Origin of the sequence: Mycobacterium shottsii (assembly GCF_010728525.1) — a bacterium.
Lineage (GTDB): Bacteria > Actinomycetota > Actinomycetes > Mycobacteriales > Mycobacteriaceae > Mycobacterium > Mycobacterium marinum.
In genome coordinates, this window is the sequence record NZ_AP022572.1 from 750,894 (window position 1) to 776,974 (window position 26,081).

Consider the following 26,081-nt stretch of genomic DNA (forward strand, 5'->3'; position numbering starts at 1 on the left):
AACTAACGTCGGTGTTGGCCGGCAAAGCTTGAACGTCGACCACATGCGGTAGCGATGCGCGAGCAGGGAGGTTGTCTATGTCGACCGAGTCCACGAGCCCGGCAATTGTGGTCGGCGTCGACGGCTCGCCGGCGTCCACGTTGGCGGTGGAGTGGGCCGCGCGGGACGCTGAGATGCGTAATGTGCCGCTGAAGGTGGTGCACGTCTTCGCGCCCATGGTGACTCCCGCTAACGGATGGGCAGACGTTGCGATGCCCGCCGACTATGCACGCTGGCGAGAAGACCAGGCGCACCAGATTGTGCAGCAGGCCCACGCGGTGGCGGTCGACGCGGCCGCGCCGGGTCGGGCAGCGCACGTCACGAGCGAGGTGCGCTATGCCGCGATCGTGCCCGCCATGGTGGAGCTGTCCCAGCAGGCCGAGATGGTCGTGGTGGGTCGCCGCGGCCAGGGCGGGGTGGCTAGTGCCCTGCTGGGGTCGGTCAGTTCTGGGCTGGCCCACCACGCACATTGCCCCGTTGCCATCATCCATGACGACGAAGCGCTGCCACCGCGTTCCGCACAGGCGCCGGTGCTGGTGGGCGTCGATGGCTCGCCCACCTCGGAGTTGGCCACCGAGATCGCTTTCGACGAGGCATCTCGGCGCGGCGCGGAATTGGTGGCATTGCACGCTTGGACCGACATGGGTCCCCTCGACTTCCCGAGCATCAATTGGGCGCCGATCGAGTGGAGCAACATCAAGGACCAGGAGGAAGAAGTCCTAGCGGAACGCCTTTGCGGCTGGCAGGAACGCTATCCCGATGTGGTTACGCACAAGGTTGTGGTGAGCGACCGACCAGCACCTCGGCTGCTCGAACACGCCCACGACGCTCAGCTTGTGGTTGTGGGCAGCCACGGCCGCGGTGGGTTCCCCGGCATGCTGCTCGGCTCGGTCAGCCGAGCGGTCATCAACTCGGCACGGATTCCGGTCATCATCGCCCGCACACCCCCAAACTCCTGAGGCCAAGCCGCGGTTAGGCCAGCATCGGGTCCACCGCAGCGCGGGGGACCCGATGCTGGCGAGCGCCGGCCGCTTCGGGCAGCAGTTCCCCCGGGCTGAAGAAGAACGCGATCCCGTCATTGGAGATGGCGAAATTCTGGTAGTTCTTCGGGTCCAGACCGGCGCTGGATGCGATCACCACCTGCTCCTCGGACTGCTTTAACAATTCGCTTTCCACGATTGGGAAAACGACCTTCAGCGGATCGGTTTCAGGCTGCCACAACTTGTCCCAAGTGATCGGCTTGCGATAGGCCTGGTCCCAATTGAACGCCTTATATGTGGTTTGGGGGCGCGGGCCACCGACGTTTTGATAAATCTTGAGCACCACGCTCTGCGTTCCCCGCGGAGGAATCGCCGACTCGTAATTGGTCGAGGTGATGTCGAGCTCGTAGGGTGCGTCGCGGGCAGTGGAGGATTTCGCCTTGTCGAGGAAATGTTCGCTCGTCTCGCGGACGAAGCTTTCCAGCGACTTCCCGTCGGGGTAGTTGCTTGGCAGGCTGATATCGACGGTGTAGCCGGGTTCGGTCATCTGAATCTTGCACACCTCGCCGGTGGTGGTCCCTTTGAGTTCGTCGCAGTAGCTCTTGGGTGGCGCGGCTGCGGCGAGGCCGGTAGAGCCGAAGAGCGTGGCAAACGTGATCAGCACGAACATCATGATGTGACGCATTTCGAAATTCCTCCTGGAGCACATCGCGGCGCGACGGCGTAGACACAAGGGATTGGCTTGCCGCGAGATTTGCATCGACGACAAGGCGGGGCCAGCTGGTGCGGACCCCGGTGACCGACGTGACCCAAGCTAGCAGATCATCTGGATTTGGCCGCTAACGCGCAGCAGACGACCGGCGCGCAGGCCAGCGGGGCCGTGCGGCTCCCGGCGGTTTAGGTGAGGCCTGCCCTTAGCCCGCGGGTTATCTCCTCGGGCATGATCGGGCTCTCGGCCGGCCCACAATTGCAGCTGAAGCCGCCGAAGGGGTTGGGCTCTTCGATGACTTCATCGGGACTGGCGGCGGCCGGTGTCGCCCCAACCAGGCAACCGATAATGACGGCAGCGCCAACCAACACCATTCTCATCGCGGGGCGCTTCAGAATGGGGAATCCCGCGTTTGGCCGTTCGTGCTTCACGATCGACATGACGGCCTCTCCTTCAGAATTGTCGGTATCTCACGGACGACTAACTCGTCACGCAGCTGAATTCGACGGTATTTGCCGGGTGATCGCCGGTTCAAGCAAATGGGTCACACACATGCAAAATCCATAACCACCGCGGTGCCCGATGGCGTGACGTCGGAGAACGCCATGAAGCCGGGGGCGCAACTAGTCTCCATACAACGATGAGCCACATCCTTGGGGTCGACACCGCCATCACGCTGGTGGCGGCGGGAGCCATCTTTCTGCTAGCCCTGGCGCTCGGAGTGTGGAAGTACCGGCAGGTCATGGTCAGCGATGGGCACCGGGCGCACGTTTACGTCGATATCGCGCATCGGGCCGCGCTGCTCTACGCGTTCGCGACGCTGCTGGTTGCCGTCTTCGTCGAGCTGAGCGTCTGGCCAGCGTGGCTCAATCTCACGGCGGCGATGGTCATGGTGTTCTTTTTCGTCGCTGCGATCGCGACATACATCTTCCACGGCGCGCGTCGTGACACCGAGAATCAGTTCGATCCTGCTGTGCCGGGGACCGGCGTGTTCATGGTCTCGCTCATGCTGGGTGAGATTGGGGGCTTCGCGGTGGTCTTCGTGGGGTTCATCGTCGGTCAGCTGAGGTGAGCGACAAGGCATGGATCCGGTAGCCGCACTTCGGCAGATCGCCTACTACAAGGACCGAAGCCGTCAGGACCCCAGACGGGTCATCGCCTATCGCAACGCCGCCGACATCATCGAAAGACTGGACGAGGATGCGCGCCAGCGGCATGGCAGGGCCAACAGCTGGCAGTCGCTGCCGGGCATCGGTCCCAAGACCGCAAAGGTCATCAGCCAAGCGTGGTCCGGTCAGGAGCCCGATCTGCTGGTCGAACTGCGGTCTGCGGCGCAAGATCTGGGCGGCGGTGAGATTCGCGGCGCGCTGCGTGGGGATCTGCACCTGCACTCGGAGTGGTCGGACGGCTCGGCGCCGATCGAGGAGATGATGCAGACCGCGGCGGCGTTGGGTCATGAGTATTGCGCGCTAACCGACCACTCGCCGCGGCTGACGATCGCCAACGGGCTGTCGGCAGAGCGGTTGCGCAGGCAGCTCGATGTCATTGACGAACTGCGCGAGAGGTTCGCCCCGATGCGCATCCTCACCGGAATCGAGGTCGACATTCTCGAGGACGGCAGCCTCGACCAGGAACCCGAGCTGCTCGACCGTCTCGACATCGTGGTGGCCAGCGTGCACTCGAAGCTCTCGATGGAGTCGGCGGCGATGACTCGGCGGATGGTGCGGGCCGCTTCCAACGGTCATGCCGATGTGCTCGGCCACTGCACGGGCCGGTTGGTGACGGGCAACCGTGGCATCCGGCCCGAATCCAAATTCGACGCCGAAGCGGTGTTCACCGCCTGCCGTGACCACGGCACCGCGGTGGAGATCAACTCGCGTCCGGAGCGGCGCGATCCGCCTACCCGGCTACTGAACCTGGCCCGCGACATCGGCTGTGTCTTCAGCATCGACACCGACGCACACGCACCCGGCCAGCTGGACTTCCTCGGCTACGGCGCTCAGCGCGCGCTCGACGCGGGAGTTCCGGCCGATCGCATCATCAATACCTGGCCGGTCGACAGACTTCTCGACTGGGCTTCAGTCCGATAGACGGTGCACCTCCTGGTCCGGGGCCCGGCCCACCAGCACCGCGCGGGTGAGCGCGGAGTTGCCGTATCGACGCCGAATCCGGTCCACCGCCGCGTCAATGGCCTTGGGCTCGCCGCCGAACAGCAGCATCAGTTGCTGGGCACCGCCGGGGTCGATGCTGGACACGGCGAAGCCGACCAGCGTCAATCCCCGCTGCGCGATAGCCGGCGCGGCCGAGCACACCAGCTGTCGCGCCGCGGCGAGGATCGGCTGGGTAAACGACGTTGCCCACGGCAACGTGTGGGACCGGGTCGCCCGGCTGAAATCGTCGAATCGCAGCCGCAGCACCACGGTTCGGCCGGTGCGGCCGGCAGCTCTCATCCGGCCCGTGATTCTGTCGATCAACGTGACCACCACCGCGTCCAACTCCGCCGGCGACAGGGCGTTGCCCGCTCGCCCCAGTGCGCGCCGGGCGCCCACCGAACGCCGTCGCACACCGGTGCTCACCCGGCGCCGATCGATGTTGCGGGACAGGGCATACAGCTGGCGCCCCATCGCCGCACCCAGCATCGAGCTCAGTGCCGATTCGCTGAGCTCGGCGACGTCGGCGACGGTGCACAGGCCGTGCGACTGCAGTTTCGCGGCAGTCTTGGCGCCCACTCCCCAGAGCCGGCGCACCGGCAGGGGGTGCAGGAATGCCAGCTCATCTTCCGGCGGCACCAGCAGCAAGCCGTCCGGCTTGGCCTCTTGGCTGGCGACTTTGGCCAGAAACTTCGTCCGCGCCACGCCGACGGTGATGGGCAGCCCGACCCGCCCGCGTACGTCTTCCCGCAGCCGCGCCGCGATCTGCACCGGTGTGCCCGAGACCCGGCGCAAGCCGGCCACATCGAGAAACGCCTCATCCACCGAAAGCGGCTCCACCAGTGGAGTGCAGTCGCGGAACACCTCGAACACGGCAGCACTGGCCCGCATGTAGGCGCGCATACGCGGTGGCACCACCACGGCCTGCGGGCACAGCCGCCGTGCCTGAGTTCCGCCCATCGCGGTGCGGACCCCGTATGCCTTGGCCTCATAGCTCGCCGCCAGCACGACACCGCCGCCGACGATCACCGGCCGACCCCGCAACGAGGGGTCGTCACGCCGCTCGACGGACGCGTAGAACGAATCCAGGTCCGCGTGCAGGATGGAGGTATCGCCGCGCACGAACATATGTTCGCACCGCGGACCGACAAGTTCCTGGTTAGCGAGCCTCGCCGTAGATGCTGCTGACCCAGACATGCACCAGGGTGTCGACCACATGTGTCTCCGGCACGGACGGCTCCTCAGCCAGGAACGACGCCGACAAAGTCCGCTCGTTCATCAGGTTGAGTGCGGTGGCCAGTTCCAGGGCGGGCAGCGTCACCGGCGCGGCGCCCCGTTCGCGCTCGGACTCGATGATCTTGGCGGTATAGGCGATCCACTTCTGCATGAATGTCGACCACAGCTCCCGGACTTCGGCGCTGATACTTCGGACGCCCTGACCTCCCTGGACGACCGCCCGGTGCGATCCGAAGGTCTCGAAGAACACGTTGATTCCGTTGCGCCACATCGTTACGTGGTCGACGTCGGGTGCCTGGGCGAGGTTGTCCAAGGCCGCGTCGGCCTCATTGACCACCCGGTCCAGCAAGGTCAGCAACACCGCTTCCTTGGACGGGAAATAGAAGTAGAAGGTGGGACGGGAGATGCCGGCTCCCTTGGCCAGGTCGTCGACCGAGATGTCGACCATCGGACTGTCCTCGAGCAGCTTTTCGGCCGTGTTGAGGATCGCCAGCTCCCGCTCATCACCGGATGGTCGCGCGCTCCGGCGGCCCCGGCTCAGCGATGCCTGACCGGCAGTGGAAGTAGACACCACGGCAGCTTACCGCGCGTCGAGAGTTTCGACACTCCGTTGACGGACTCAACACAGCGTTGATAGCGTGGCGCCATGACTGAGCATCTTGACGTCGTGATCGTTGGGGCGGGTATCTCCGGCGTGAGTGCAGCCTGGCATCTTCAAGACCGCTGTCCGACCAAGTCTTACGCGATCCTGGAGAAGCGCGCCGCCATGGGTGGCACCTGGGATCTGTTCCGCTACCCCGGCATCCGATCCGACTCCGATATGCACACGCTGGGCTTCCGCTTTCGTCCGTGGACCGAGCGCCAGGCCATCGCCGACGGCAAGCCGATCCTCGAATACGTCAAAGGCACGGCGGCCAAGTACGGCATCGACAAGCACATCCGGCTCAACCAGAAAGTCATCAGCGCGGACTGGTCGAACGCGCAGAACCGCTGGACGCTGCAGATCGAGAGCAACGGAGCCATGAGCGCCGTCACCTGTTCGTTCCTGTTTCTCTGCAGCGGCTACTACAACTACGACCAGGGCTACACCCCGAACTTCGCCGGTGCGCAGGACTTCGCCGGCTCGATCATCCATCCGCAGCACTGGCCCGAAGACCTCGACTATGACGGCAAGAACGTCGTCGTGATCGGCAGCGGTGCCACCGCGGTCACTCTGGTCCCGGCGCTGGCGAACTCGGGGGCCAAGCACGTCACGATGCTGCAGCGCTCGCCGACCTACATCGTCTCCCAGCCAGAACGGGACAGCATCGCTGAGCGCCTCAACCGCTGGCTTCCCGAGAACATGGCCTACGCCATGGTGCGGTGGAAGAACGTGCTGCGCCAGGCCGCCGTATACGGAGCCTGCCGCAAGTGGCCGCGGCGAATGCGGAAGAACTTCATGGGACTGGCCCAGCGTCAGTTGCCCGAAGGCTATGACGTGCGAAAGCATTTCGGCCCGCACTACAACCCATGGGACCAGCGGCTATGCCTGGTGCCCAACGGCGACTTGTTCAGGGCCATTCGCCACGGACAGGTCGATGTGGTCACCGACACGATCGACCGGTTCACGCCGACCGGCATCCGGCTCAACTCGGGCCAGCAGCTGCCGGCCGACATCATCGTCACCGCAACGGGTTTGAACCTGCAGCTCTTCGGCGGGGCGGCGGTCATCGTGGACGGAGAGTCGGTGGATCTCACCAAGGCGATGGCCTACAAGGGCATGATGCTTTCCGGCCTGCCCAACATGGCCTACACCGTTGGCTACACCAACACGTCGTGGACACTGAAGGCGGATCTGGTGTCGGAGTTCGTTTGCCGTCTGCTCAACTACATGGACGCCAATGACTATGACTCCGTCGTCGTGGAGCGCCCGGGTTCGGATGTGCAGGAATGTCCCTTCATGGAGTTCACTCCGGGCTATGTGCTGCGCGTGATCGACGAACTTCCCAAGCAGGGTTCACGCAAGCCGTGGCGACTCAACCAGAACTATCTGCGCGATATTCATCTGATTCGCCGCGGCAAGATCGACGACGAGGGTTTGCGATTCGCCAAAAAGCCGGTCGCAGTGCCGGTTTAGCCGCGATTCAGGATTCGGTTGCGACGGCGGCGACGACCACGATGCCGTCGTCGTCGCTGTAGGCGATCTCGCCCGGCGCGAACGTGACACCGCCCAGCGTGATTTCGGCGTCGCGTTCACCCGACCCCGTCTTGGTGCTCTTGCGCGGATTGGTGCCCAGTGCCTTGATGCCAATGTCAATGCCACGCAGTGCGGCCGAATCGCGGACCGCGCCGTGCACCACCAATCCCGCCCAGCCGTTGGAGCGCGCCAGTTCGGCGATGACATCACCGACCAGGGCGGTATGCAGGGAGCCGGCACCGTCGATCACCAGCACCCCGCCCTCACCCGGCTGCGAGAGCACCGATTTCAGCAGCGCGTTGTCCTGAAAACACCGCACGGTGCTGATCGGTCCGGCGAACTCGGCGCGGCCACCGAACTGGCGGAATTGAAGATCACAGCTGCGCACATCGGGTCCGATGTCGTCAACGAGATCGGCCGATGGCCGAAACGCCACGTTTCCCATCGATCAGCGCCGGCGCAGCTGGCGGATCAGCAGCATCGCCAACAGGCTCAATGCGATTGCGGCGACCAGCGGAACGGTGGAGTGGCTTGGTTGCTCATCGGCGACCCGGGGAAGTGGGTTGTTGGCGCGGTCCACCGTCGACTTAGCTTGTGCGGCCGCATCCTTAGCGGCTTCGGCGAGTTGGCCGTTGGTGCTCGGTTGTTGCTGTGAAACGTTGGCCAGCGCGGTCGGTTGCGGGGCCGGTTCGGGGCTTTGCGCGGGCGGCTTGGTCGCCGGGGCCTTTTTGGCCGGTGCCTTTTTGGCGGGGGCCTTTTTGGCCGGCGTCTTCTTCGCAGGTGTCTTCTTGGCCGGTGTCTTCGCAGCCTTGTCGGCGGGCGGCTTCTTGGCCGGCTGTCCCGTTGTCGCGTCGGGTTCGCCGTCGGGTCGATCCTGCGGGTCTGCCATGCGGCCGCTCCTTTGCAGCTTCCTCATTGCTCACTAGATCGCGAAACACTCGGGTCCATCATGCCAGGACACGGTTCGTCGTCTGCCTCGCCTACCAGGTCGCCGGCCCAAGCCGCTACGGCCGGCGCCGCGTAGCCCACAGCGCTGCCGCGCCTACCGCAGCGACCACTCCCACCGCGAACGGCCAGGCGGGCAGGTCCTCGCCCGAATCGCCACCGCCATCACCACTGGCGCCGACGGTCACCGATTCGTGCGCCGCCATGCCTCCAGCCTGCGCGGATGCCGCCGGAACCGGCAGCGCGACGACAATCGTGATGGCGACCAATAACGGCGCGAACCGCAACTTCCCGAGCACCTGCGCAACCACACCACGCGAATATCTGGCTCGTGACTGAACACGGCTGCTCGAAACCCAACTGCGCAGGACCGGCATGCTGACTCAGGCTAGCCCTAGACGCGCCATCAGGTCCGCCTCGATGCCGTCGAGTTGCGAGGAGATCGCGGAATGCGCGGCTCGACGCCGCTGGGCCGGCATGTTCTCGGCTGCTGTGATAGCGGCCGAGAGTTCGGCGAGCTGCTCGCTGATGGCCGAGACGAACTGCTTGGTCTCCGCGTCCTTCGGCTTCTTTTCCTGCACAATCCGCAGCGACCGCTCACAACCGGACACCCGGGCGGACAGCTGTGCGCCGTCGCCCGAGAACTGTCCGATCTGAGCCAGCGGCACCCCGAGCTGGTCTGCCCGCCGTTGATCCAGCAGTCCGCGGGCCGCGATGGCCGCGCGATACATCACCGGCGCAAGGATCGGGGCGAGTAATCGAGACACCGTCAGTGTCCGGCGGATTCGAGCGGGCGAGAGGAACTTGCCCTCGCGCGCCGCCTTGAGTTGGGTCTCGGCGACCTTCAATGCCGCCCGGTCGCTGTCGCGCTGCGCCTTGAGCTGCGCCTTGAGCGCCTTGTCGGTCGCCTTCCGCGCGGACTTGATGCGGCGCGCCTCATTCTTGGCGGACAGTTTGGCTTCCAGCTTGGCGCGGGCCTTGATCGCGCGGGCTTCGGCGCGACGCGTCGCGCGGCTCTTTCGCTTGCGGAACAGGCCCATTCCCGGCCGCCTCCCGGTATCTTGTGGACTATCGCGGTGCGTGCGCGCTCGCTGGGCCCAACCCTAATCCGGGAGGGGCGTCGGCAATCCCTCAGGTCGGGGGACCGGCCCTGCGGTAATCGCGTTAAGCGTCGAGGCGGTCCGTCCGGCGGAGTTCTTCGATTCGCTCCACGATCTCCTGCTGCGCTTGGGTGGACAACCCTTGGGAACGAACGGCGATGCGGCGCACGCCGTCGTCACGCATCGTGGCCAGCCACTGCAGTTCCTGATCGAGGTTTTCGTAGTACTCGTCATCGGTGAAATAGGCCGACTTGATGCGAAAGAAGTTGGCGAGGGCGGCCATGGTCGCGGTGGAAGGGTTTGTGCGGTTGCCGGAGCGTAGCTGCGATAGATAAGGAGCCGACATCGTGACGCCCTCCGCCTTGAGCGCCGCAATCACCTCGGCGGAGGTATGCGGCCCCCGTCCGGGTGGGTACACCGTGTCAAACAGACGGTTCAGGCGGGCAGCGAACGTCGTGCTCATCGATATGACCTCCACCGGGCTGCAAAATTGAACGCTTATCTATATGTATTTGCTGATCATGGTAGCGACAGTTATGTCAACAACCAAGTGCAAACCTGAGGCGATTGGGTGCCGGTGCGTCGGACAGGTGCCCAAGCCGCCTCCGACGAGCGTCCAACCGATTCGGTGGGGTGTCCATAAGATGAACGAATTTCACAGGTTATCCGCAGAATACGGCGTCCGGATGGGATCGAAGGTCCACGCGCACCGGCGCTGGCAAGGAACAAAGGTGCTCCCCGTCGGCGGAACGCGCTCGATTCTGGGCAACCAGACGCCAATGGCGGACGTCGGATTGGGCGCTTTGCTGTCCATGAAGGCTCGGCGGGTGACAGCACGGAACCGGGGCGGGCGGCGGACCGGTGCGACGATGTCGGGGGCGGTGGTCGGGATGGTCGGAGCCCGGTGGATGCCGGTTGGTGTTGGCTACCGGCCCGAGGGTGAATTCGTGTCGAGTGCGGCGGCGCTGCGGCGCCGCCGGAGAGTTTGCGCCGCGGCTCCGGCAGCGGCGGCCAGCGCCACCGCCGCGGTCACACCGATGGCGACCGAGCGCCATCCCAGCGCCCCCTCGAACAGCATCCACAAGCCGAAAAGCAGGAACAGCAGGCTGGCCAGCAGATGCAGCAGCTGTTCGGGCAGCCGGTGATGCAGCAGTAGTCCGACACCTATTGCCAGGCCGTCGGCCACGATCATGCCCAAGGTGGTGCCGATCCATACGCCGGCCCAGTTGTGATCGCTGGCCAAGGTGACCGTGGCCAGGGTTGTCTTGTCGCTGAGCTCGGCCAGGACAAACGACGACACCACGGTGAGCAGCGCGAATCGGGGGTTGGGCAGATGCGCGACCTCGTCGGCGCCGGCCGGGTCTTCCCGGCCTTCGCGCCAGGCCCAGCCCGCGAATATCAGGAAGGCGATCGCTCCCACAAACGCCATCGGCCGGGCCGGCACCGTGGTGCCCAGAAAGTGGCCGACCGCCACCGAGACACCATGCATGGTGACGGATGCGATCGCTACCCCGGTCAGCACCACCCACCAGCGGTACCGCAACGCGTAGGTCATCGTGATCAGCTGCGATCTGTCGCCCAGCTCGGCAAGGAAAACCACTCCGAGACTCAGCATTGTGGCGGAAAGCATGCGGGCGACCTCTCGACACGTGCCGATGACCGTCCGGTCATCGAACATCGGTCGAAGGTCTCGCCCACCGTCCGGTGTGACGGTTCGCGGGCCGGGCTGTGCGCCAGTATGTCGACCCAACGATTCGGGGCTACTCCCCTTCGCTAACAGTTTCCCAGGCTAGCGGCCGGATTCGATGCGCGCCACCGTGGCGGTGAAGTTCGGGCGGCCGTATCCGTCGATTCGGCGCGCGAACTTATTGGTTCGAATCTCCTTATGCGGCAAGCAGCATCGCCAGAATTGCGGTGTCGGGATGGCTGATGGGGTCAACGCCGACGCGGCTGACCATCGATGTGATGGTTCCGTCGGCTTCGGCCTCCACCCACGCCGCCCGATGTTCCAATCCCAGATACGGCAACCCCGGTAGCAGCACACAGCCCGAGGCGGCGCCGGTGCACTCCGGCAGCGACGGCGTGGTTTCTGACGGCGGATGCAACATGAGCAGTGCGGGGGGGCTGATGATCGGCGAAGTATCCCGGCTGGATCGCGGATTCGCCGAACACCGTGCCCTCGGCCAGCACCAGTCCGACGGTGCCGGGCTCGGGCTCATCGGGCAATTCCTCGCGCGCCCCGAATACCGTGGTGGTCGAAAGCAACCCGGGCAAAGATGCGACGCGCACGGCGACCATCAACAGTTGAGCCCATTCTTTCGTTGAATCAGGCCAACGCCCGGAGATGACAAACCCTTTCAGCGAACCACGAGAATGAAAGGGTGCAACACCGATAGGCCCATCTGACCCAGCATCCATCTCGCCCTCCGTTGACGCCTCCATCCGAAATAACCACGCTGGTAGCTCGAATAAATGGTAGCTCGAATGATCAAGCATGCGCGGGGTTTTGGCGCCGTGCAACTCGACACGGCGGGCGTTCAGCGGTGTTCGTAAGCGCGAAATATTAAGGCCCGGTTAAAACGCAAGGGCGCCGCGCAATGGTGTTCGCGGCGCCCAAGCCTTTGGGTATTCGAGTCAGCCGAAGATTAATCCTCGAGTTTTCGAGGTGGCGGCGTCGTAGCGCGACTGTACGTCGGCCCAGTTGACGACATTCCAGAATGCCTTGGCGAAGTCGACCTTCACATTCTTGTACTGCAGATAGAACGCGTGCTCCCACATGTCGAGCAGCAGCAGCGGGACAATGCCCAGCGGGAAGTTGGTCTGGTGGTCGTAGACCTGGAAGATCAGCAGCTTGTTGCCGAGGGTGTCCCAGCCCAACGCTGCCCAACCCGACCCCTGCACGGTGGTCGCGGCGGCGTGGAACTGTGCCCGAAACTTGTCGAACGACCCAAACGCCTCATCGATGGCCGCGGCGAGTTCACCGGTGGGCTTGTCGCCACCGTTGGGGGAGAGGTTCTTCCACCAGATGGTGTGGTTGACGTGGCCGGCGAGGTTGAAAGCGAGGTTCTTCTCGTTCAGCAGGATCGTCGAGTGGTCTTCCTTGGCGCGCGCTTCCTCGAGTTTGGTGACGGCGTCATTGGCACCCTTGACGTAGGTGGCGTGGTGCTTACTGTGGTGAAGCTCGTTGATCTGACCTGAGATGTGGGGTTCCAGAGCTCCGTAGTCCCAGTCCAAATCGGGCAAGGTGTATTCAGCCACGGCATTCCTTCCTTCGATCGTCCGATAAGTCATTCGCGTGGGGACCGCCACGCAGCGGGCTGCAGTAGTTAACCCTGCTTCATGAGCGCTCGCGCCGCAAGGACGCCCCACCGTGCTGATACTGCCGGGTACCCGGTTGGTCGGGGATCTAATACAAGACGATGAGGGCGAGAACTCCCAGTAATGCCAGCGCAATCAGGCCCGCACGCAGGGCGGCTATGACGTAGGCGTGATTCCAGGTGGGCGATCCGGAGTGCGACTTCGGTGAGGGAGTCGACCCGGAGCCGTAGGAATGTGTCGCCATCGAGCGCCTTTCACCTGCACGGTCACCTCCAACAGTGAGGTGACTCACACTGAACCTGGCGTCCGCGATCATAACCCCTGGTGCCCGGCTTGAAAAATTCTTGCCTTGGCGGGTCGGCAACCGCACCAGGTTGAGGGCATCAATGCGGCGATGTGGGCCGCCGGCGGACGCTGTTCGGTGGGCCGTGGTCGGTCACGTTTGACGAGTCGTCCAACTGGGTACAAGTGCATAGCGCGGCAATGCATTTCGCTCGGGTCCGGTCCGGGCTGTCGATCGGCGGGTGTTGGTGGTGAGGGTTATCCACAGCGATGGCCGATCTTGACCGACAGAAGCTGTGTTGATAACCAAAACCCACCCAACCCATGTTGTGGATAAACCTGTGGAAACTGTGGATATCCACAAGTAGCTGAGTCGGAGGTCGCGCGGCCCGTATGCCCACGAGTGCCGACTCGCATTACGCTGGTCCGGTGATACAGGTGTGCTCCCAGTGCGGCACTCGGTGGAACGTACGCGAGCGACAGCGCGTGTGGTGTCCCCGTTGTCGGGGAGCGCTGATGGCGCCGCTGACCGGGGCTGCGGCCGCCGACCCGCAGTCGCGAACCTCGGTCGGCCCGCAACGGGTGGCGTCTACCGCGCGGCGGGCGGCGCCCCGGCTACCACTAGGTTTTCGCTGGATAGCGGTGCGTCCGGGCGCTGCGCCACCGCACCGACCCCGGCGACGAGCGTACGGGCCCACCCCCCGGTACACGGTGATGCCGCGCTGGGGACTGGGCGACCGCGTCGCTGAGCCCGGCCCTTCGCCCGTGCCGGTACCGACCAAGACGGGACCGGCGGCAGCGACCGTACGCACTCTGTTGTTCGCCACCATGCTGGTTCTCGGTGCCGCCGCATTTGTCTACGCGGTGCGATACGTGTTGCTGATCATCAACCGCGACATTCTGCTGAATTCCGTGCTGGCCGGCATTGCGGTCTGGGTGGGAGTGGCGGTCAGTTTCGCCGCGCTCGCCGCGATGGGCGTCTGCTTCGTCGTACTGATCAAGTGGCTTGTCGCGCGCCGGGCCGCCGCCTTCGCCTACTACGGCCTACCCGAGCACCGCTCCACCCTGCAGTTGTGGGCCGGTTGCCTGACGCCGCTGGCGAACCTGCTGTGGGCGCCGGTGTATCTCATCGAACTCGCCGTGGTCGAGGACACATATCACCGGTTGAAGAAACCCATCCTGGTGTGGTGGATCGCATGGGTGGTCAGCACCGCCACGTCGCTGTTCGCCATCGCCACCAGCTTTTCCAGCGACGCTCAGGGCATCGCGAACAACACCGTCATGGTGGTCGTCGCGTATGCGCTGGCGGCAGCCGCCGTGGGCACCGTTTCTCGCGTTTTCGAGGGATTCGAGCGCAAGCCGGTGCAACGGCCCGCGCACCGCTGGCTGGTGATGGGTCAGGATGATCAACCCGGCCGGTCCGCCACGGATGAAGACGATCGGGTCGATGCGGCCCCCGATGCTGATTCGGTTGAGCTGGAGGGGCAGGAACCGGCAGCATAATGGGTATGGCCTGGTCCGACGAGGTGATCGCCGGGCATCCTTTTGTGGTGGCCCACCGCGGGGCGTCGGGCGCCCGGCCGGAACATACGCTCGCCGCCTACGAACTGGCGCTCAAGCAGGGGGCCGACGGTGTGGAGTGCGACGTCCGGCTCACCCGCGACGGTCATCTGGTTTGCGTGCACGATCGCCGGTTGGATCGGACTTCGACCGGGGCCGGGTTGGTCAGCACGATGACGCTGGATCAGCTGCGTGAGTTGGAGTACGGCGCCTGGCATGACAGCTGGCGGCCGGACGGTGCCCACGGAGATACCAGCCTGCTGACCCTGGACGCGCTGATCTCGCTGGTGCTGGATTGGAAACGGCCGGTGAAGGTCTTTATCGAGACCAAGCATCCGGTGCGGTACGGGTCGCTGGTCGAAAGCAAGGTGCTGGCGCTGCTGCAGCGCTTCGCCATTGCCCAACCGGCGTCCGCAGACCGGTCCCGCGCCGTCGTGATGTCGTTTTCGGCGGCCGCGGTGTGGCGGATTCGCCGAGCAGCACCGCTGCTACCAACGGTGCTGCTCGGCAAAACGGCTCGCTATCTGGCCAGCGGTGCCGCCTCGGCTGTCGGAGCGACCGCCGTGGGACCGTCGCTGGCGGTGTTGCGGGAATATCCACAACTCGTCGATCGCGCCGCCGCCCAGGGGCGAGCGGTGTACTGCTGGGGTGTCGACGAGTACGAAGATATCGATTTCTGCCGGGACGTCGGCGTGGCATGGATGGCCACCGACCACCCCGGCCGCGCCAAGGCCTGGTTGCAGCATGGCCGGCCGGGCGTGAGTAGCGGCCCCGCTGCCCCGCCGGAGGCCTAGAGGTTGCCTCCGGCGGCACGCGGAGCGGCTGCGCCCGACGGAGCCCGGCCGACCTCACGCGCAACGAAGTTCTCGAGCTCGAACAGGTTGGCCCCGGCCCGGTCGGCAATGCGCACCAGGCTGGCCATCAGCGCCACCTCTTCGATCTGCTCCTGCAGGAACCACTGCATGAATTGCTCCCCGAGGAAGTCGCTCTCATCACGTGCCACCGCGGTCAGCCGACTGATCTGATCGGTGACTGCCCGCTCCTGATCGAGGGCCAACGCCAGGGCGTCGCGCGGCTTGTCGAAGTGATTTCGTACCGAGTCGATTCCCGGAATCTCGACACGGAGGTCGCGGTCGATCAGATGCTGCACCAGCATCATCGCGTGGTTGCGCTCCTCGACCGCTTGAGAGTAAAAGTGCTTCGCCAATTGGGGCAATTCTTCGCTATCGAAATAAACGGCAATGGCAACGTATTGTTGGGCCGCGGTGAATTCGTTGAAAATTTGTTCCTGCACCAGCGCATGGAATTTCGTCTTTGGTCCGTCGTAGTCGGTCATGCCGCCAGAATAGTGCAGGTAAAACGCCACCTGCAACGAAGGCATGACTTACTCAGGAAAGGTTTTCCTAAGCCAATGCGCGAAATCGATAAGGTCAGGTTTGCCTAAGCAAACCTAGCCGGGCCGGAATTATGGGCGCATTTTCCGCATCTTTATGACCTACAACACACCCGGGGCGCCGAAATTGCGTTGTTATGGTGGCCCGTCGAAAGCGTCGGCGGGTATCGGTGCGTCGGAAGCCAGCGCGTCGAACATCTCGGCGGCCGCGTCGTGGTTCCACACCACGACCGAGCCGACGTCGGTGGTGGTGAATTCACCGATCGGCACCGTCAGGGCCGTCGGGTGCCCGTGTAGCGCCCACCCGAGCCGGGCAAGGTCGAATACGTGGGCCCCCTGGTCGACGGTGAGCGCCGCTGCTGCGGCGCGCGGCACCGAATACCAGCGCCACGGATTGAGCCACACCGCGGGGCTTTCGGCCCGGCGCAGCAACGCGGACATGAACTGGCGCTGGTTGATCATTCGGTCCAGGTCGGCTCTCGGTGTGGCTCGGGACCTGACGTAGCCCAGTGCGCTTCGGCCGTTGAGTTGCTGGCAGCCCGGCGCTAGATCGATGCCGGCCAGTGGATCGCCGATCGGTTCCGTCAAGCACATCCGGACACCGCCGAGCGCGTCGACCAGTTCGGCGAATCCGCCGAATCCGATCTCGGCATAGTGGTCGATTCGCAGGCCGGTGGCCTGTTCGACCGTTTGCACCAGCAAGGGTGCCCCGCCTGTGGCGAAAGCCGCGTTGATCTTGTCGCGGCCATACCCGGGAACCGGGACATATGAATCGCGCGGGATCGATACCAGGGCCGTCGGGGTGCTCGATCCGAGTTCGGCCAGGTGGACCAGCAGGATGGTGTCGGTTCGCCCGTCTCCGGGATCCCCACCGGTGGTCAGCTCCTGCTGTTGCTCGGTGGTCAGACCCTGGCGACTGTCCGAGCCGACGATCAGCCAGTTGGTGCCGCGCCCGGGGCCGGGCCGGTCGGCATAGTCGCGCAATACCGGTTCCCGGTGCAGCGCCGTGTCCAGCCACAAAGCCCCGCCGAGAATGCCGGCGCCGGCCAGTAACACGGCGGTCAGCAGGCTCAGCGCAACGATCTTGCCCCAGCGGCTCTCGGTCTTTTTGCGGCGCGCTTTGGGTGCAGCCGGACGTGGCGGCGGCGCCGGGGCGGGGGTGCGCCGCCGGCGTCGGGGGCCGACGGGGCCGGTGGCCGGTCTGGGTGGAGGTGGCGCTGAGGTTGGTTGATGCGGTGGCGTCCCGGTGGGTTCGGCGGGACGGCGCAGGGGCAGCGTGTCGCGCCGGATGACCTGCGAGGGTTCCGATTGCGGCGGGATCGGAGGCTGGGGTCGCCGAAACTGCGCGGGTCGATCGCCGTTCACCTGGACAACGTACGTGCCAGGACACCGGAACGCAGCCGGCCGCCACGGCGCGCGGGGCGCAACGGGTTGGCCCCGGGCGGTTATCGCCGGGCGCGCAGACCGTTGCCGAACGGGCAGCCCAGCAGCACCCGGATGGCCTGCCTGAGCCCGTGCATGTCGTCGACCGGGCGATGGAACGGCAGCCGGATATCGCGGTCGCCGTCGTTGCTCTCGATGCGAAACCGCACGCCGTAGCGGTCGAGGCCAAGCGGGCGGACCTCACCGCGTCGCAGCGGGGCCGGCAGGCGCGACACCAACCGCGCGACCACGTCCTGATGGTCGGTCGTCAGGTGGCGCAGCAGGCTCGACTCAATCTCGCAGAACGGATCCGGCCGCGCGGCCAGTAGGTCCACGACGCTGATCGGTTCCGCGCCGGTGGCGTCGGTGACGACCACCGACTCGATCTCCAGTCGCAGCAATGCGTATCGGATCTCCGCGCCGTGCGCCGGTGCGGATCTAGGTGTCTGGACTTGCAGCAAGGCTGGATTGGGGTTCTCGGTGGCGATCAGGTCGAGCGTCGCGCCGATCATGTCCGCGGGGACGGGGTGCAGGCGCCCGCGTATCCAGACCAGCGAGCGGACGGGCTCACGCACCGGCAGCGGGGCGTAGTCCGTTAGTTCGAGGAGGGCCTGCCACGGGGGCTGCCCGGGATCGCCGGTGCCCGCACCCGGGTGCTCGATGGGAACTGCCACCGCAAAAGACCCGTCGGGCATCAGGTGATGGATGGGTGTGGCGACGGGTCCGTCCCGTTCCACCGCCAGCAGGGCACCGCCGGCCCGGGCGCATGCGCTGCGAATACGTTCGGCGGTCGTCGGCGCCGGGTTGGTGAGCGGCAGCATCACAAACTCCTCCATGGTCTTAGGTAAGCCTAAGTTAACTTACCGGGGTGGTGGCTGCAAGCACCGAAAGGGCGAGCGTCGCCGTTAATGTTGTGTGCGTGGCGCGCATCGCATATCTCGGTCCGGAAGGGACATTCACCCAAGCGGCGCTACTCGAGATAGCGGCTGGCGGCCTGGTCCCAGGCCACGACGACGGAGGCGCGCAACCGCTGCCGGTCGAAAGCACTCCCGCCGCACTCGACGCCGTCCGTACCGGTGCCGCCGAATTCGCCTGCGTGCCGATCGAGAACTCGATCGACGGCTCGCTGTCCCCCACCCTGGACAGCCTGGCCATCGGGTCGCCGCTGCAGGTGTTTGCCGAGACAACGCTCGACGTAGCCTTCAGCATCGTGGTCAAGCCCGGCGTCGGCGCGGCCGACGTACGGACCCTGGCGGCTTTCCCGGTGGCAGCGGCGCAGGTTAGACAGTGGCTGACCGCTCATCTGCCCAGCGTCGAGCTGCATCCGGCGTACTCCAACGCCGACGCGGCCCGCCAGGTGGCGGAGGGGCAGTTCGACGCCGCCGTGACGTCCCCGCTGGCCGCCGCTCACTGGGCGCTGCAGTCGCTGGCCGACGGCGTCGTTGACGAGTCCAACGCCCGCACCCGGTTCTTGCTCATCGGTGTACCGGGACCGCCGCCGCCGCGTACCGGCACCGATCGCACCTCGGCGGTGCTGCGTATAGCCAACGTGCCCGGTGCCCTGCTGGATGCACTGACCGAGTTCGGTATGCGCGGCATCGACCTCACCCGAATCGAGTCCCGGCCCACCCGTACCGGGCTGGGCACGTACATGTTTTTCGTCGACTGTGTGGGCCACATCGCCGACGATGCTGTCGCTGAGGCACTCAAGGCGCTGCACCGTCGTTGTGCTGATGTGCGATACCTGGGTTCTTGGCCGACGGGTCAGACCTATGCGGCGCAGCCGCCGCCGGCGGACGAGGCGGCGATCTGGCTGCAGCAGCTGCGCGAAGGCAAGCCCGAAGCAAGCCTGGAGCCGCCGCTATGAGCGGTCGTCTGGTGCTGGTTCGCCACGGTCAGTCGGTCAGCAATGTCGAGCGTCGCTTGGACACGCTGCCGCCGGGGGCGGAGTTGACCCCGACGGGCCGGGAGCAGGCACAGGCCTTCGCGCGCGGCGGTTTGATTCGTCCCGCCATGCTGGTGCACTCGATCGCTACTCGGGCGTCGCAGACGGCCGAGGTGATCGCCGCCGAACTGGCCGTCTCGGCCCACGAGGTGGTTGGCATTCACGAGGTACAGGTCGGCGAGCTGGAAAACCGCTGTGATGACGAGGCCGTCGCGGAATTCAACGCCATCTACAAGCGGTGGCATTGCGGCGAGCTGGATGTCCCGTTGCCGGGCGGTGAGAGCGCCAACGACGTGCTGGCGCGCTATGTGCCGGTGCTCAACGACCTGCGAATGCGCTATCTGGACGACGAAGACCGAACCGGCGATCTCGTCGTGGTCAGCCACGGCGCGGCCATCCGGCTGGCCGGTGCTGTGCTCGCCGGGGTGGACGCCAACTTCGCCTTGGACAACCACCTGGACAACGCCGAATCGGTGGTGCTGACCCCGATCACCGACGGTCGCTGGAGTTGCGTCCGGTGGGGAACGAAAACGCCGCCCTTCTGCGCCGAGGTCGACTCCGCCGCCGGCGACCTCATGGCGTCCAGCGGCGACCCGATGGGCTGACGGTCACCCCGCCAGGGTGACCGCGGCGCTCTCGCCGCAAGTGCAGCCGATGGCCGCGCAGTCGACGACGAAGGTGTGCGGTATCAGCTCGGCGTCGACACAATCGGATTCGGTGCATTCCGACCGGCCGGATAGTGGACCCTCCACGTGCCGAATCAAGGTCCCGTGGCAGTGTTCCAAGCCTGCCCGGCAGTCGCGGCAGCCTGTGCTCATAGACCGTTCATAGCACCGCACCCCGACATCGCCGGGTTGGCGCGCCCATCGTAATTCGATGGCCGATCACGCCCAGCCCAGCTGGCCCAGCCGGTCGTCGTCGATACCGAAATGGAGGGCGATCTCGTGGATCACCGTGATCGCCACCTGGTCGACAACCTCGTCGGCGGACTCGCAGACATCCAGTAGCGCTTCCCGGTAGATCGTGATGGCGTCCGGCAGGGCTCCGGGGTAGTCGGAATCACGCTCGGTCAGGGCGACCCCCTCGTAAAGGCCGAGCAGGTCGTTTTCGTCGGGGTGGCGGTCGGCGACCAGCACCACGACGTTGTCCATAGCGGCCGCCAGCTGGGGCGGAATCAGGTCCAGTGCGTCAGAGACCAGTTCGTCGAACCGCCGGGGGTCCATCCGCACCGCCACCCGGCTAGCCTCCCGGTGCGGGTTCCGCGGGCGCGGGGGCCTCGGGTTCGGGTGCTTGGGCAGGCGGTGGTGCGCCGCCATCGGCGGGCGGCGGCTGACTTTGGGTCGCCGGCGGCGGCTGAGTCGCCTGGGTTGTGGTGGCCGGGGCGGCGGGGGCCCGCGACGGCGTCACCACCGGTTGCTGATTGGGTAGATGCTGATTGCTCGGCGGAGCCGTTTGGGTCTGCCGGGGTGCGGGCGCGGGCGCGGCGGGCGGCACCTGCAGCGGAATGGGCGGCAACGTGAGCCGCTCTTCGGGAATGTCGGGCGGCGGCACCGGTGGTTGCCCGTTGATCAACAGCTCCCCCTTGGCGCTGTTCACCAACGTGGCCCAGCCCCCATTGCCCAGCGTCGCGCCGATGCTGCACGCGACTTCGCGGCTGCCCGCGGACCAGCTCGGCAGCGACAGCGTGGGGTAGATCAGGGTCAGGGTGGTGGTGCGCAACTTGATGGGGGCGAGGTAGGCGTCGGTCAGCCGGGTACAGGTGTCTTTGATGTACCCGTCCTGCTCGGGCTCGGGCGGCAGGGCGTCGGGGAACTTCTCCGCCAGATTGACCGTGCCGGTGACCTCCATGGCATGGGGCGCCGCGCAGTCGACCGGAATATCGATTGGCTGGTTGGTGGTCGAATCAATGCCCAAACAGGTGCCGGCCGGCCAGACCTTGGATTGATTGATGTCGGCGACCTTGCCCTTGAACGCGGTCTGTTGGTTGTTGGGACCGGGCAACTGCAGGCCGCACAGCATGCGGCGCTCGCCGGCCTGGCGCCACGCCCGGTCGCCGGACCAGAGCATGCTGGTGGTGAACTTGCTGTTGGGATCGAACTTGGCGCCGAGGTAGCGGCGCACCGCGGCCTGGCACTGTTCCTGGCTGATCTGCTCAATGCGGGCCGGTGATGGGGGAGCGGCGTCGGGCCCGTACTCCGAACCGGGGAAGGTTCGCATGTCGATGGACTCGGCGACTTCGAACCGGTGCTCATCGCCGCAGTCGACGATGGTGGCCGCCTCCGGTGTGCTTTCCGGCCACATCAGGCAGTCGCCGGTGGTGGCGCGGTTGAAAGCGGCGTTGCTCTTGGTGCCGGTGCTGGGCACCGGGTTGTTGTCGATGTAGCCGGCCAGCCGGCCCGGCCCGGTGGCAACGTCGGGGATCGCGGTGATCAAACCGGCGATCAGCAGGCCGCCCAGTGCGGTGAGCAGCAACCCGCGCCTGGTCGCCGACGCTTGCAGGGCACGCGGCCACCGGAAGCCGGCCGACGGCTGCTCCGCTTCGGCGGCAGTTTCGGCGTCGGGGTCAGGCTCGCTATCCGGTGCGAGCTCCTTCTCGGGCGCGTCCAACATCAGTTCCATTCTTACAGGGCCCACATAGCCACGTGACCAATGTTGCACATGTGATACCAGAGCCCGACAGAAGCCGAGCTGACGCGACGCGGCCAACCCGTCAAAAGTAGTCTTGCGGCCGTGATCGACCTGAAACTGCTCCGGGAAGACCCCGACGTCGTACGCCGATCCCAGCTCAGCCGCGGCGAAGACCCGGCGCTGGTAGATGCCCTGCTCACGGCGGACACGGCCCGCCGGACCGCGATCTCGACCGCGGACTCCTTGCGGGCCGAGCAGAAAGCCGCCAGCAAGGGCGTGGGTGGTGCATCGCCCGAAGAGCGTCCCGCCCTGCTGCAACGGGCCAAGGATCTCGCCGAGCAGGTCAAGGCCGCCGAGGCGACGGAGTCCGAAACCGAGACGGCCTTCACCGCAGCACACATGGCAATACCGAACGTCATCCTCGACGGCGTGCCCGCCGGCGGGGAGGACGACTACGCGGTGCTGGACGTGGTCGGCGAACCCCGCGCGATAGACAATCCGAAAGACCACCTGGAACTCGGCGAATCGCTGGGCCTGATCGACATGGCGCGCGGCGCCAAGGTGGCAGGGTCGCGATTCTATTTCTTGACCGGTCAGGGTGCGTTGTTGCAGCTGGGTCTGTTGCAGCTGGCGCTGCGGCTGGCCGTCGGCAACGGCTTCATCCCGATGATCCCGCCGGTGCTGGTGCGACCGGAGGTGATGGCCGGTACCGGATTCCTCGGCGCCCATGCCGACGAGGTCTATCGGCTCGAGGCCGACGACCTGTACCTGGTGGGCACCTCTGAGGTGCCGATGGCGGGTTATCACGCCGACGAGATCGTGGACCTGTCCGAGGGGCCGTTGCGCTACGCCGGATGGTCGTCATGCTTTCGGCGCGAGGCCGGCAGCTACGGCAAGGACACCCGCGGCATCATCCGGGTGCACCAGTTCGACAAGGTGGAAGGCTTCGTCTACTGCGCCCCCGCCGACGCCGAGGCCGAACATCAACGGCTGCTGGCCTGGCAGCGCGAGATGCTGGCGCAGATCGAGGTCCCCTATCGGGTGATCGACGTGGCGGCCGGCGATCTCGGCGCCTCGGCCGCCCGCAAGTTCGACTGCGAGGCGTGGGTGCCGACCCAGGGCACCTACCGCGAGCTGACCTCCACCTCGAACTGCACCACGTTTCAGGCCCGACGGCTGGCGACGCGCTACCGCGACGCCAACGGCAAACCGCAGATCGCGGCTACGTTGAACGGCACGCTGGGCACGACGCGGTGGTTGGTGTCGATTCTGGAAAACCACCAACAGCCCGACGGCAGCGTGCGGGTTCCCGCGGCCCTGGTTGGGTTCGTGGGCACCGAGGTGCTCGAGCCCAAGGGCTAGACGCCCACCTTGTCGCGAGCCTGTTCGTGGCGGTGCTGGCGTTCGATGGTGGCGAAGTAGAACGCCAGCGCGAAGGCGAAGCTGGTGAACAGGCTGGACACGAAGTACAGCCAGGGCCGGCGCAGACCGCTTCGGTAGCCATCGACGATGGAGAACAGCGGCAGCAGGATCACGTTGGCGATCGTGTAGTCCTGGCTGGCCGAACCGGCGGCCGGGTTGGTGAACATCAGCCGGATGTAGTCCGCCCAGCTACCGGGGCCCCAGATGGGGTTGGTCGCGCCGTGCGGGTACTCGCGGACGAAGCGTATGTTGAAGTACCAGCCCAAGGCGATCGAGGCGATGCCGACCGCGTAGTACACGCATTCCAGCGGGGAGAACCACGCACCTGCGGCCGGCCGGGCATACACCTGAGGGTTCGACGCGATGATCCAGCCGATGACGGCAATTCCGAGAACCGCGTGGACAAGAAGCGACACCATGGGCGCAGTCTCACCCCTATCCCGAAGTTTTGTCAATATTGACATAACTGTCGGGGTCGCGGGTTGAGGTACCTTACTGCCATGGTCAGGCCCGCGCAGACGGTGCGCAGCGAACGCACCCGCGAGGCCCTGCGTCAGGCCGCGGTGGTGCGATTCCTGGCCCAGGGCGTCGAGGAGACGTCGGCCGAGCAGATCGCCGCCGATGCCGGGGTGTCACTGCGCACGTTCTATCGCCACTTCAGGTCCAAGCACGATCTGCTGTTTGCCGACTACACCGGTTTACATTGGTTTCGCGCGGCGCTGGACGCCCGCCCCGTCGACGAGACGATCATCGATTCGGTACAGACCGCGATCTTCGCCTTTCCGTATGACGTTGAAGCCGTTGCGAAAATCGCCACCCTGCGCGGTGGAGAGCTGGACCCGAGCCGCATCGTCCGGCACATTCAGGAGGTCCAGGCCGACTTCGCCGAGGTGATCGCGGCTCAGCTGCGACGACGTAGCTGCGCCGCGGCGGTAACGTCGGCGCAAACCCCGGATGCCCGGGTCCGCACCGCGGTGACCGCGCGTTGCATTGCGGCCGCGGTGTTCGGCGCGATGGAAGTGTGGATGCTGGGCGAAGACCGGTCCCTCGGCGAGTTGGCGCGGGTGTGTCAGCTGGCGCTGGAGACGTTGCGGGCCGGGCTCACCGACACCTGGTGCCCCGACCGGCCCCGGACTGTTTCGTCATAATTGACAAAACTTTCGGACCGTACCAGCCTCCAACTCGGGAGGTCGAGAGCATGGCGGAGTATGACGCGATAGTGATCGGCGCGGGGCACAACGGCCTGACCGCCGCGGTGCTGCTGCAGCGAGCGGGCCTGCGCACCCTCTGCCTGGACGCGAAGCTCTACGCCGGCGGCATGGCCTTCACCGTCGAACTGTTTGACGGCTACCGGTTCGAGATTGCCGGATCGGTGCAGTTCCCGACGGCGGCCGCGGTGATCAGCGAACTCGGCCTGGACACCTTGCCGACTGTGGATCTGGAAGTGATGTCGGTAGCCCTACGCGGCGTGGGCGACGATCCGTTGGTCCAGTACACCGACCCGATGAAGATGTTCGCCCACCTCAACGAGGTGCACGGGGCAGATGCGGTCACCGGGATGGCGGGCCTGCTGGCCTGGAGCCAGGCGCCGACCCGGGAGCTCGGGCGGTTCGAATCTGACACGCTCCCCAAGACCTTCGACCAGATGTATGCGTGCGCCACCAACGAATTCGAGCGATCGGCCATCGACGACATGCTGTTCGGGTCGGTCACCGACGTGCTGGACCGGTACTTTCCGGACCGGGAAAAGCACGCCGCACTACGGGGTTCGATGACGGTCCTTGCCGTCAACACCATCTACCGGGGACCGGCCACGCCGGGTAGCGCCGCCGCGCTTGCCTTCGGTCTGGGTATCCCCGACGGAGACTTCGTGCAGATGAAGATGCTGAGCGGTGGCATCGGCACACTCACCGCACATCTGTGCCGGCTGTTCGAGCGCGACGGCGGCGAGTTGCGGTTGCGCACCAAGGTCAGCGAGATCCTCGTCGACAACGCCGAGGCCGGAGCGCGGATCAGTGGCGTACGCACCGAGGCGGGCGACATCGTGGCCGCCCCGATCGTGGTGTCCGCGATTGCCCCAGACGTCACGATCAACGACCTGATCGATCCGACGGTGCTGCCCAGCGATGTCCGGGACCGCTACGCGCACATCGACCACCGCGGTAGCTACCTGCAGATGCACTTCGCTCTTGAGGAAGCCCCGGCTTTCGCGCCGCCGTATGAGGCCCTCAACGATCCGGCCATGCAGGCCTCGATCGGCATTTTCTGCACGCCAGAGGAAGTGCAGCAGCAGTGGGAGGACTGCCGCCGCGGGATCGTGCCGGCCGACCCGACCGTCGTGCTGCAGGTACCGTCGGTGCACGACCCCGACCTGGCACCGCCGGGCAAGCACGCCGCATCGGCGTTCGCGATGTGGTTCCCGATCGAGGGCGAACAAGACTCCCATGAGTACGGACAGGCCAAGACCGAAATGGGGCAACGGGTGATCGACAAGGTCACCCGCTTGGCGCCCAACTTCGAGCGCAGCATCATCCGGCACACCACCTTCACTCCCAAGCACATGGGCGTCATGTTCGGAGCGCCCGCTGGCGACTACTGCCACGGCTTGTTGCACCCCGACCAGGTAGGTCAGAACCGCCCGGGGCCGAGAGGCTTCATCGGCCAACTGATCCCGATCGCCGGGCTCTACCTGGGCAGCGCGGGATGCCATGGCGGACCGGGAATCACCTTCATCCCCGGTTTCAACGCCGGTCGTGCGGCGCTGGCCGACCGCTAG

27 protein-coding genes and 2 pseudogenes are annotated in these 26,081 nt (G+C 65.8%); 11 read left to right on the forward strand and 18 right to left on the reverse strand.

Translation table 11 applies throughout. The features are described from left to right. Positions 1-77 precede the first annotated feature (77 nt). On the forward strand, positions 78-998 hold the full coding sequence (locus tag G6N41_RS03565) for a universal stress protein (protein ID WP_198966615.1): 921 nt from the start codon (positions 78-80) through the stop codon (positions 996-998). 13 nt (positions 999-1,011) lie between these two features. Here G6N41_RS03565 and G6N41_RS03570 read toward each other — a convergent pair whose 3' ends face one another. Continuing rightward, positions 1,012-1,704 (reverse strand): esterase, encoded by a 693-nt coding sequence (locus tag G6N41_RS03570; protein ID WP_198966616.1) that lies wholly within the window; start codon positions 1,702-1,704, stop codon positions 1,012-1,014. A 212-nt stretch (positions 1,705-1,916) separates the two neighbouring features. Continuing rightward, the gene (locus G6N41_RS03575; protein ID WP_198966617.1) at positions 1,917-2,168 is read right to left on the reverse strand and encodes a hypothetical protein; all 252 of its coding nucleotides are present in this window, start codon (positions 2,166-2,168) and stop codon (positions 1,917-1,919) included. Between the two features lie 200 nt (positions 2,169-2,368). Between G6N41_RS03575 and G6N41_RS03580 the strand changes: the two genes are divergently transcribed. Together G6N41_RS03580 and G6N41_RS03585 are read left to right on the forward strand one after the other, a co-directional pair. Continuing rightward, positions 2,369-2,800 carry a hypothetical protein gene (locus G6N41_RS03580; RefSeq protein WP_012396907.1) on the forward strand — a complete coding sequence of 144 codons (432 nt, stop codon included), beginning with the start codon at positions 2,369-2,371 and terminating at the stop codon, positions 2,798-2,800. A 10-nt stretch (positions 2,801-2,810) separates the two neighbouring features. Continuing rightward, a complete protein-coding gene (locus tag G6N41_RS03585; RefSeq protein ID WP_198966618.1) occupies positions 2,811-3,818 on the forward strand; it encodes a PHP domain-containing protein in 1,008 nt (335 codons plus the stop codon). Here the strand turns inward: G6N41_RS03585 and dinB are convergent. Together dinB and G6N41_RS03595 are read right to left on the reverse strand one after the other, a co-directional pair. Further along, the gene (gene dinB / locus G6N41_RS03590; protein ID WP_198966619.1) at positions 3,807-5,006 is read right to left on the reverse strand and encodes a DNA polymerase IV; all 1,200 of its coding nucleotides are present in this window, start codon (positions 5,004-5,006) and stop codon (positions 3,807-3,809) included. The genes G6N41_RS03585 and dinB overlap by 12 nt on opposite strands. A gap of 31 nt (positions 5,007-5,037) precedes the next feature. Further along, a complete protein-coding gene (locus G6N41_RS03595) occupies positions 5,038-5,685 on the reverse strand; it encodes a TetR/AcrR family transcriptional regulator (protein WP_198966620.1) in 648 nt (215 codons plus the stop codon). Between the two features lie 75 nt (positions 5,686-5,760). Here G6N41_RS03595 and G6N41_RS03600 point away from each other — a divergent pair, with 75 nt between their 5' ends. Further along, positions 5,761-7,230: a flavin-containing monooxygenase gene (locus G6N41_RS03600; protein ID WP_198966621.1), complete on the forward strand. Its 1,470-nt coding sequence runs from the start codon at positions 5,761-5,763 to the stop codon at positions 7,228-7,230. A gap of 7 nt (positions 7,231-7,237) precedes the next feature. Here the strand turns inward: G6N41_RS03600 and rraA are convergent, their stop codons facing one another. The 8 genes and pseudogenes from rraA to G6N41_RS03640 form a co-directional block, all read right to left on the reverse strand. Beyond that, positions 7,238-7,735: a ribonuclease E activity regulator RraA gene (rraA, locus tag G6N41_RS03605; protein ID WP_198966622.1), complete on the reverse strand. Its 498-nt coding sequence runs from the start codon at positions 7,733-7,735 to the stop codon at positions 7,238-7,240. Between the two features lie 3 nt (positions 7,736-7,738). After that, positions 7,739-8,179: an Rv3852 family protein gene (locus G6N41_RS03610; protein WP_198966623.1), complete on the reverse strand. Its 441-nt coding sequence runs from the start codon at positions 8,177-8,179 to the stop codon at positions 7,739-7,741. 115 nt (positions 8,180-8,294) lie between these two features. After that, the gene (locus G6N41_RS03615; protein ID WP_020785528.1) at positions 8,295-8,534 is read right to left on the reverse strand and encodes a hypothetical protein; all 240 of its coding nucleotides are present in this window, start codon (positions 8,532-8,534) and stop codon (positions 8,295-8,297) included. An 84-nt stretch (positions 8,535-8,618) separates the two neighbouring features. After that, the gene (locus G6N41_RS03620; RefSeq protein ID WP_198966624.1) at positions 8,619-9,275 is read right to left on the reverse strand and encodes a DUF6474 family protein; all 657 of its coding nucleotides are present in this window, start codon (positions 9,273-9,275) and stop codon (positions 8,619-8,621) included. 124 nt (positions 9,276-9,399) lie between these two features. Then, positions 9,400-9,798, reverse strand: a complete 399-nt coding sequence (locus G6N41_RS03625) for a transcriptional regulator (RefSeq protein ID WP_198966625.1) — start codon at positions 9,796-9,798, stop codon at positions 9,400-9,402. 462 nt (positions 9,799-10,260) lie between these two features. Continuing rightward, a complete protein-coding gene (locus G6N41_RS03630; RefSeq protein WP_198967706.1) occupies positions 10,261-10,965 on the reverse strand; it encodes a TMEM165/GDT1 family protein in 705 nt (234 codons plus the stop codon). A 253-nt stretch (positions 10,966-11,218) separates the two neighbouring features. Next, a pseudogene (locus tag G6N41_RS03635) lies at positions 11,219-11,753 on the reverse strand (peptidase). 216 nt (positions 11,754-11,969) lie between these two features. Next, complete coding sequence (locus G6N41_RS03640) at positions 11,970-12,593, reverse strand: superoxide dismutase (RefSeq protein ID WP_015357664.1); 624 nt, start codon at positions 12,591-12,593, stop codon at positions 11,970-11,972. 771 nt (positions 12,594-13,364) lie between these two features. Here G6N41_RS03640 and G6N41_RS03645 point away from each other — a divergent pair. After that, positions 13,365-14,438 (forward strand): DUF4328 domain-containing protein, encoded by a 1,074-nt coding sequence (locus tag G6N41_RS03645; protein ID WP_198966626.1) that lies wholly within the window; start codon positions 13,365-13,367, stop codon positions 14,436-14,438. Positions 14,439-14,443: 5 nt separating this feature from the next. Continuing rightward, positions 14,444-15,289: a glycerophosphodiester phosphodiesterase gene (locus G6N41_RS03650; RefSeq protein WP_198966627.1), complete on the forward strand. Its 846-nt coding sequence runs from the start codon at positions 14,444-14,446 to the stop codon at positions 15,287-15,289. Here G6N41_RS03650 and G6N41_RS03655 read toward each other — a convergent pair. The 3 genes from G6N41_RS03655 to G6N41_RS03665 form a co-directional block, all read right to left on the reverse strand. After that, positions 15,286-15,831: a ferritin gene (locus G6N41_RS03655; protein ID WP_198967707.1), complete on the reverse strand. Its 546-nt coding sequence runs from the start codon at positions 15,829-15,831 to the stop codon at positions 15,286-15,288. The genes G6N41_RS03650 and G6N41_RS03655 overlap by 4 nt on opposite strands. Before the next feature lie 192 nt (positions 15,832-16,023). Further along, positions 16,024-17,253: an LCP family protein gene (locus G6N41_RS03660; RefSeq protein ID WP_198966628.1), complete on the reverse strand. Its 1,230-nt coding sequence runs from the start codon at positions 17,251-17,253 to the stop codon at positions 16,024-16,026. A gap of 80 nt (positions 17,254-17,333) precedes the next feature. After that, the gene (locus tag G6N41_RS03665; RefSeq protein WP_020731092.1) at positions 17,334-18,131 is read right to left on the reverse strand and encodes a DUF2470 domain-containing protein; all 798 of its coding nucleotides are present in this window, start codon (positions 18,129-18,131) and stop codon (positions 17,334-17,336) included. Between the two features lie 98 nt (positions 18,132-18,229). Here G6N41_RS03665 and pheA point away from each other — a divergent pair, with 98 nt between their 5' ends. Both pheA and G6N41_RS03675 read left to right on the forward strand, forming a co-directional pair. After that, the gene (pheA, locus tag G6N41_RS03670) at positions 18,230-19,177 is read left to right on the forward strand and encodes a prephenate dehydratase (RefSeq protein ID WP_198966629.1); all 948 of its coding nucleotides are present in this window, start codon (positions 18,230-18,232) and stop codon (positions 19,175-19,177) included. After that, a complete protein-coding gene (locus tag G6N41_RS03675) occupies positions 19,174-19,860 on the forward strand; it encodes a histidine phosphatase family protein (RefSeq protein ID WP_020731090.1) in 687 nt (228 codons plus the stop codon). The genes pheA and G6N41_RS03675 overlap by 4 nt, the downstream gene beginning before the upstream one ends. Before the next feature lie 209 nt (positions 19,861-20,069). Here the strand turns inward: G6N41_RS03675 and G6N41_RS03680 are convergent. After that, a pseudogene (locus tag G6N41_RS03680) lies at positions 20,070-20,490 on the reverse strand (metallopeptidase family protein). A gap of 4 nt (positions 20,491-20,494) precedes the next feature. Continuing rightward, on the reverse strand, positions 20,495-21,865 hold the full coding sequence (locus G6N41_RS03685; protein ID WP_198967708.1) for a septum formation family protein: 1,371 nt from the start codon (positions 21,863-21,865) through the stop codon (positions 20,495-20,497). Between the two features lie 120 nt (positions 21,866-21,985). Here G6N41_RS03685 and serS point away from each other — a divergent pair, with 120 nt between their 5' ends. Continuing rightward, positions 21,986-23,245 carry a serine--tRNA ligase gene (gene serS, locus G6N41_RS03690; protein WP_198966630.1) on the forward strand — a complete coding sequence of 420 codons (1,260 nt, stop codon included), beginning with the start codon at positions 21,986-21,988 and terminating at the stop codon, positions 23,243-23,245. On the opposite strand, the gene G6N41_RS03695 is transcribed toward serS, so the two are convergent. After that, entirely contained in the window at positions 23,242-23,724 is a 483-nt protein-coding gene (locus G6N41_RS03695) for a DUF2834 domain-containing protein (RefSeq protein WP_198966631.1), read from the reverse strand. The two genes, serS and G6N41_RS03695, sit on opposite strands and share 4 nt — an antisense overlap. Before the next feature lie 81 nt (positions 23,725-23,805). Between G6N41_RS03695 and G6N41_RS03700 the strand changes: the two genes are divergently transcribed. Both G6N41_RS03700 and G6N41_RS03705 read left to right on the forward strand, forming a co-directional pair. Continuing rightward, positions 23,806-24,453: a TetR/AcrR family transcriptional regulator gene (locus G6N41_RS03700; RefSeq protein ID WP_198966632.1), complete on the forward strand. Its 648-nt coding sequence runs from the start codon at positions 23,806-23,808 to the stop codon at positions 24,451-24,453. Between the two features lie 50 nt (positions 24,454-24,503). Next, positions 24,504-26,081: a phytoene desaturase family protein gene (locus G6N41_RS03705; RefSeq protein WP_198966633.1), complete on the forward strand. Its 1,578-nt coding sequence runs from the start codon at positions 24,504-24,506 to the stop codon at positions 26,079-26,081.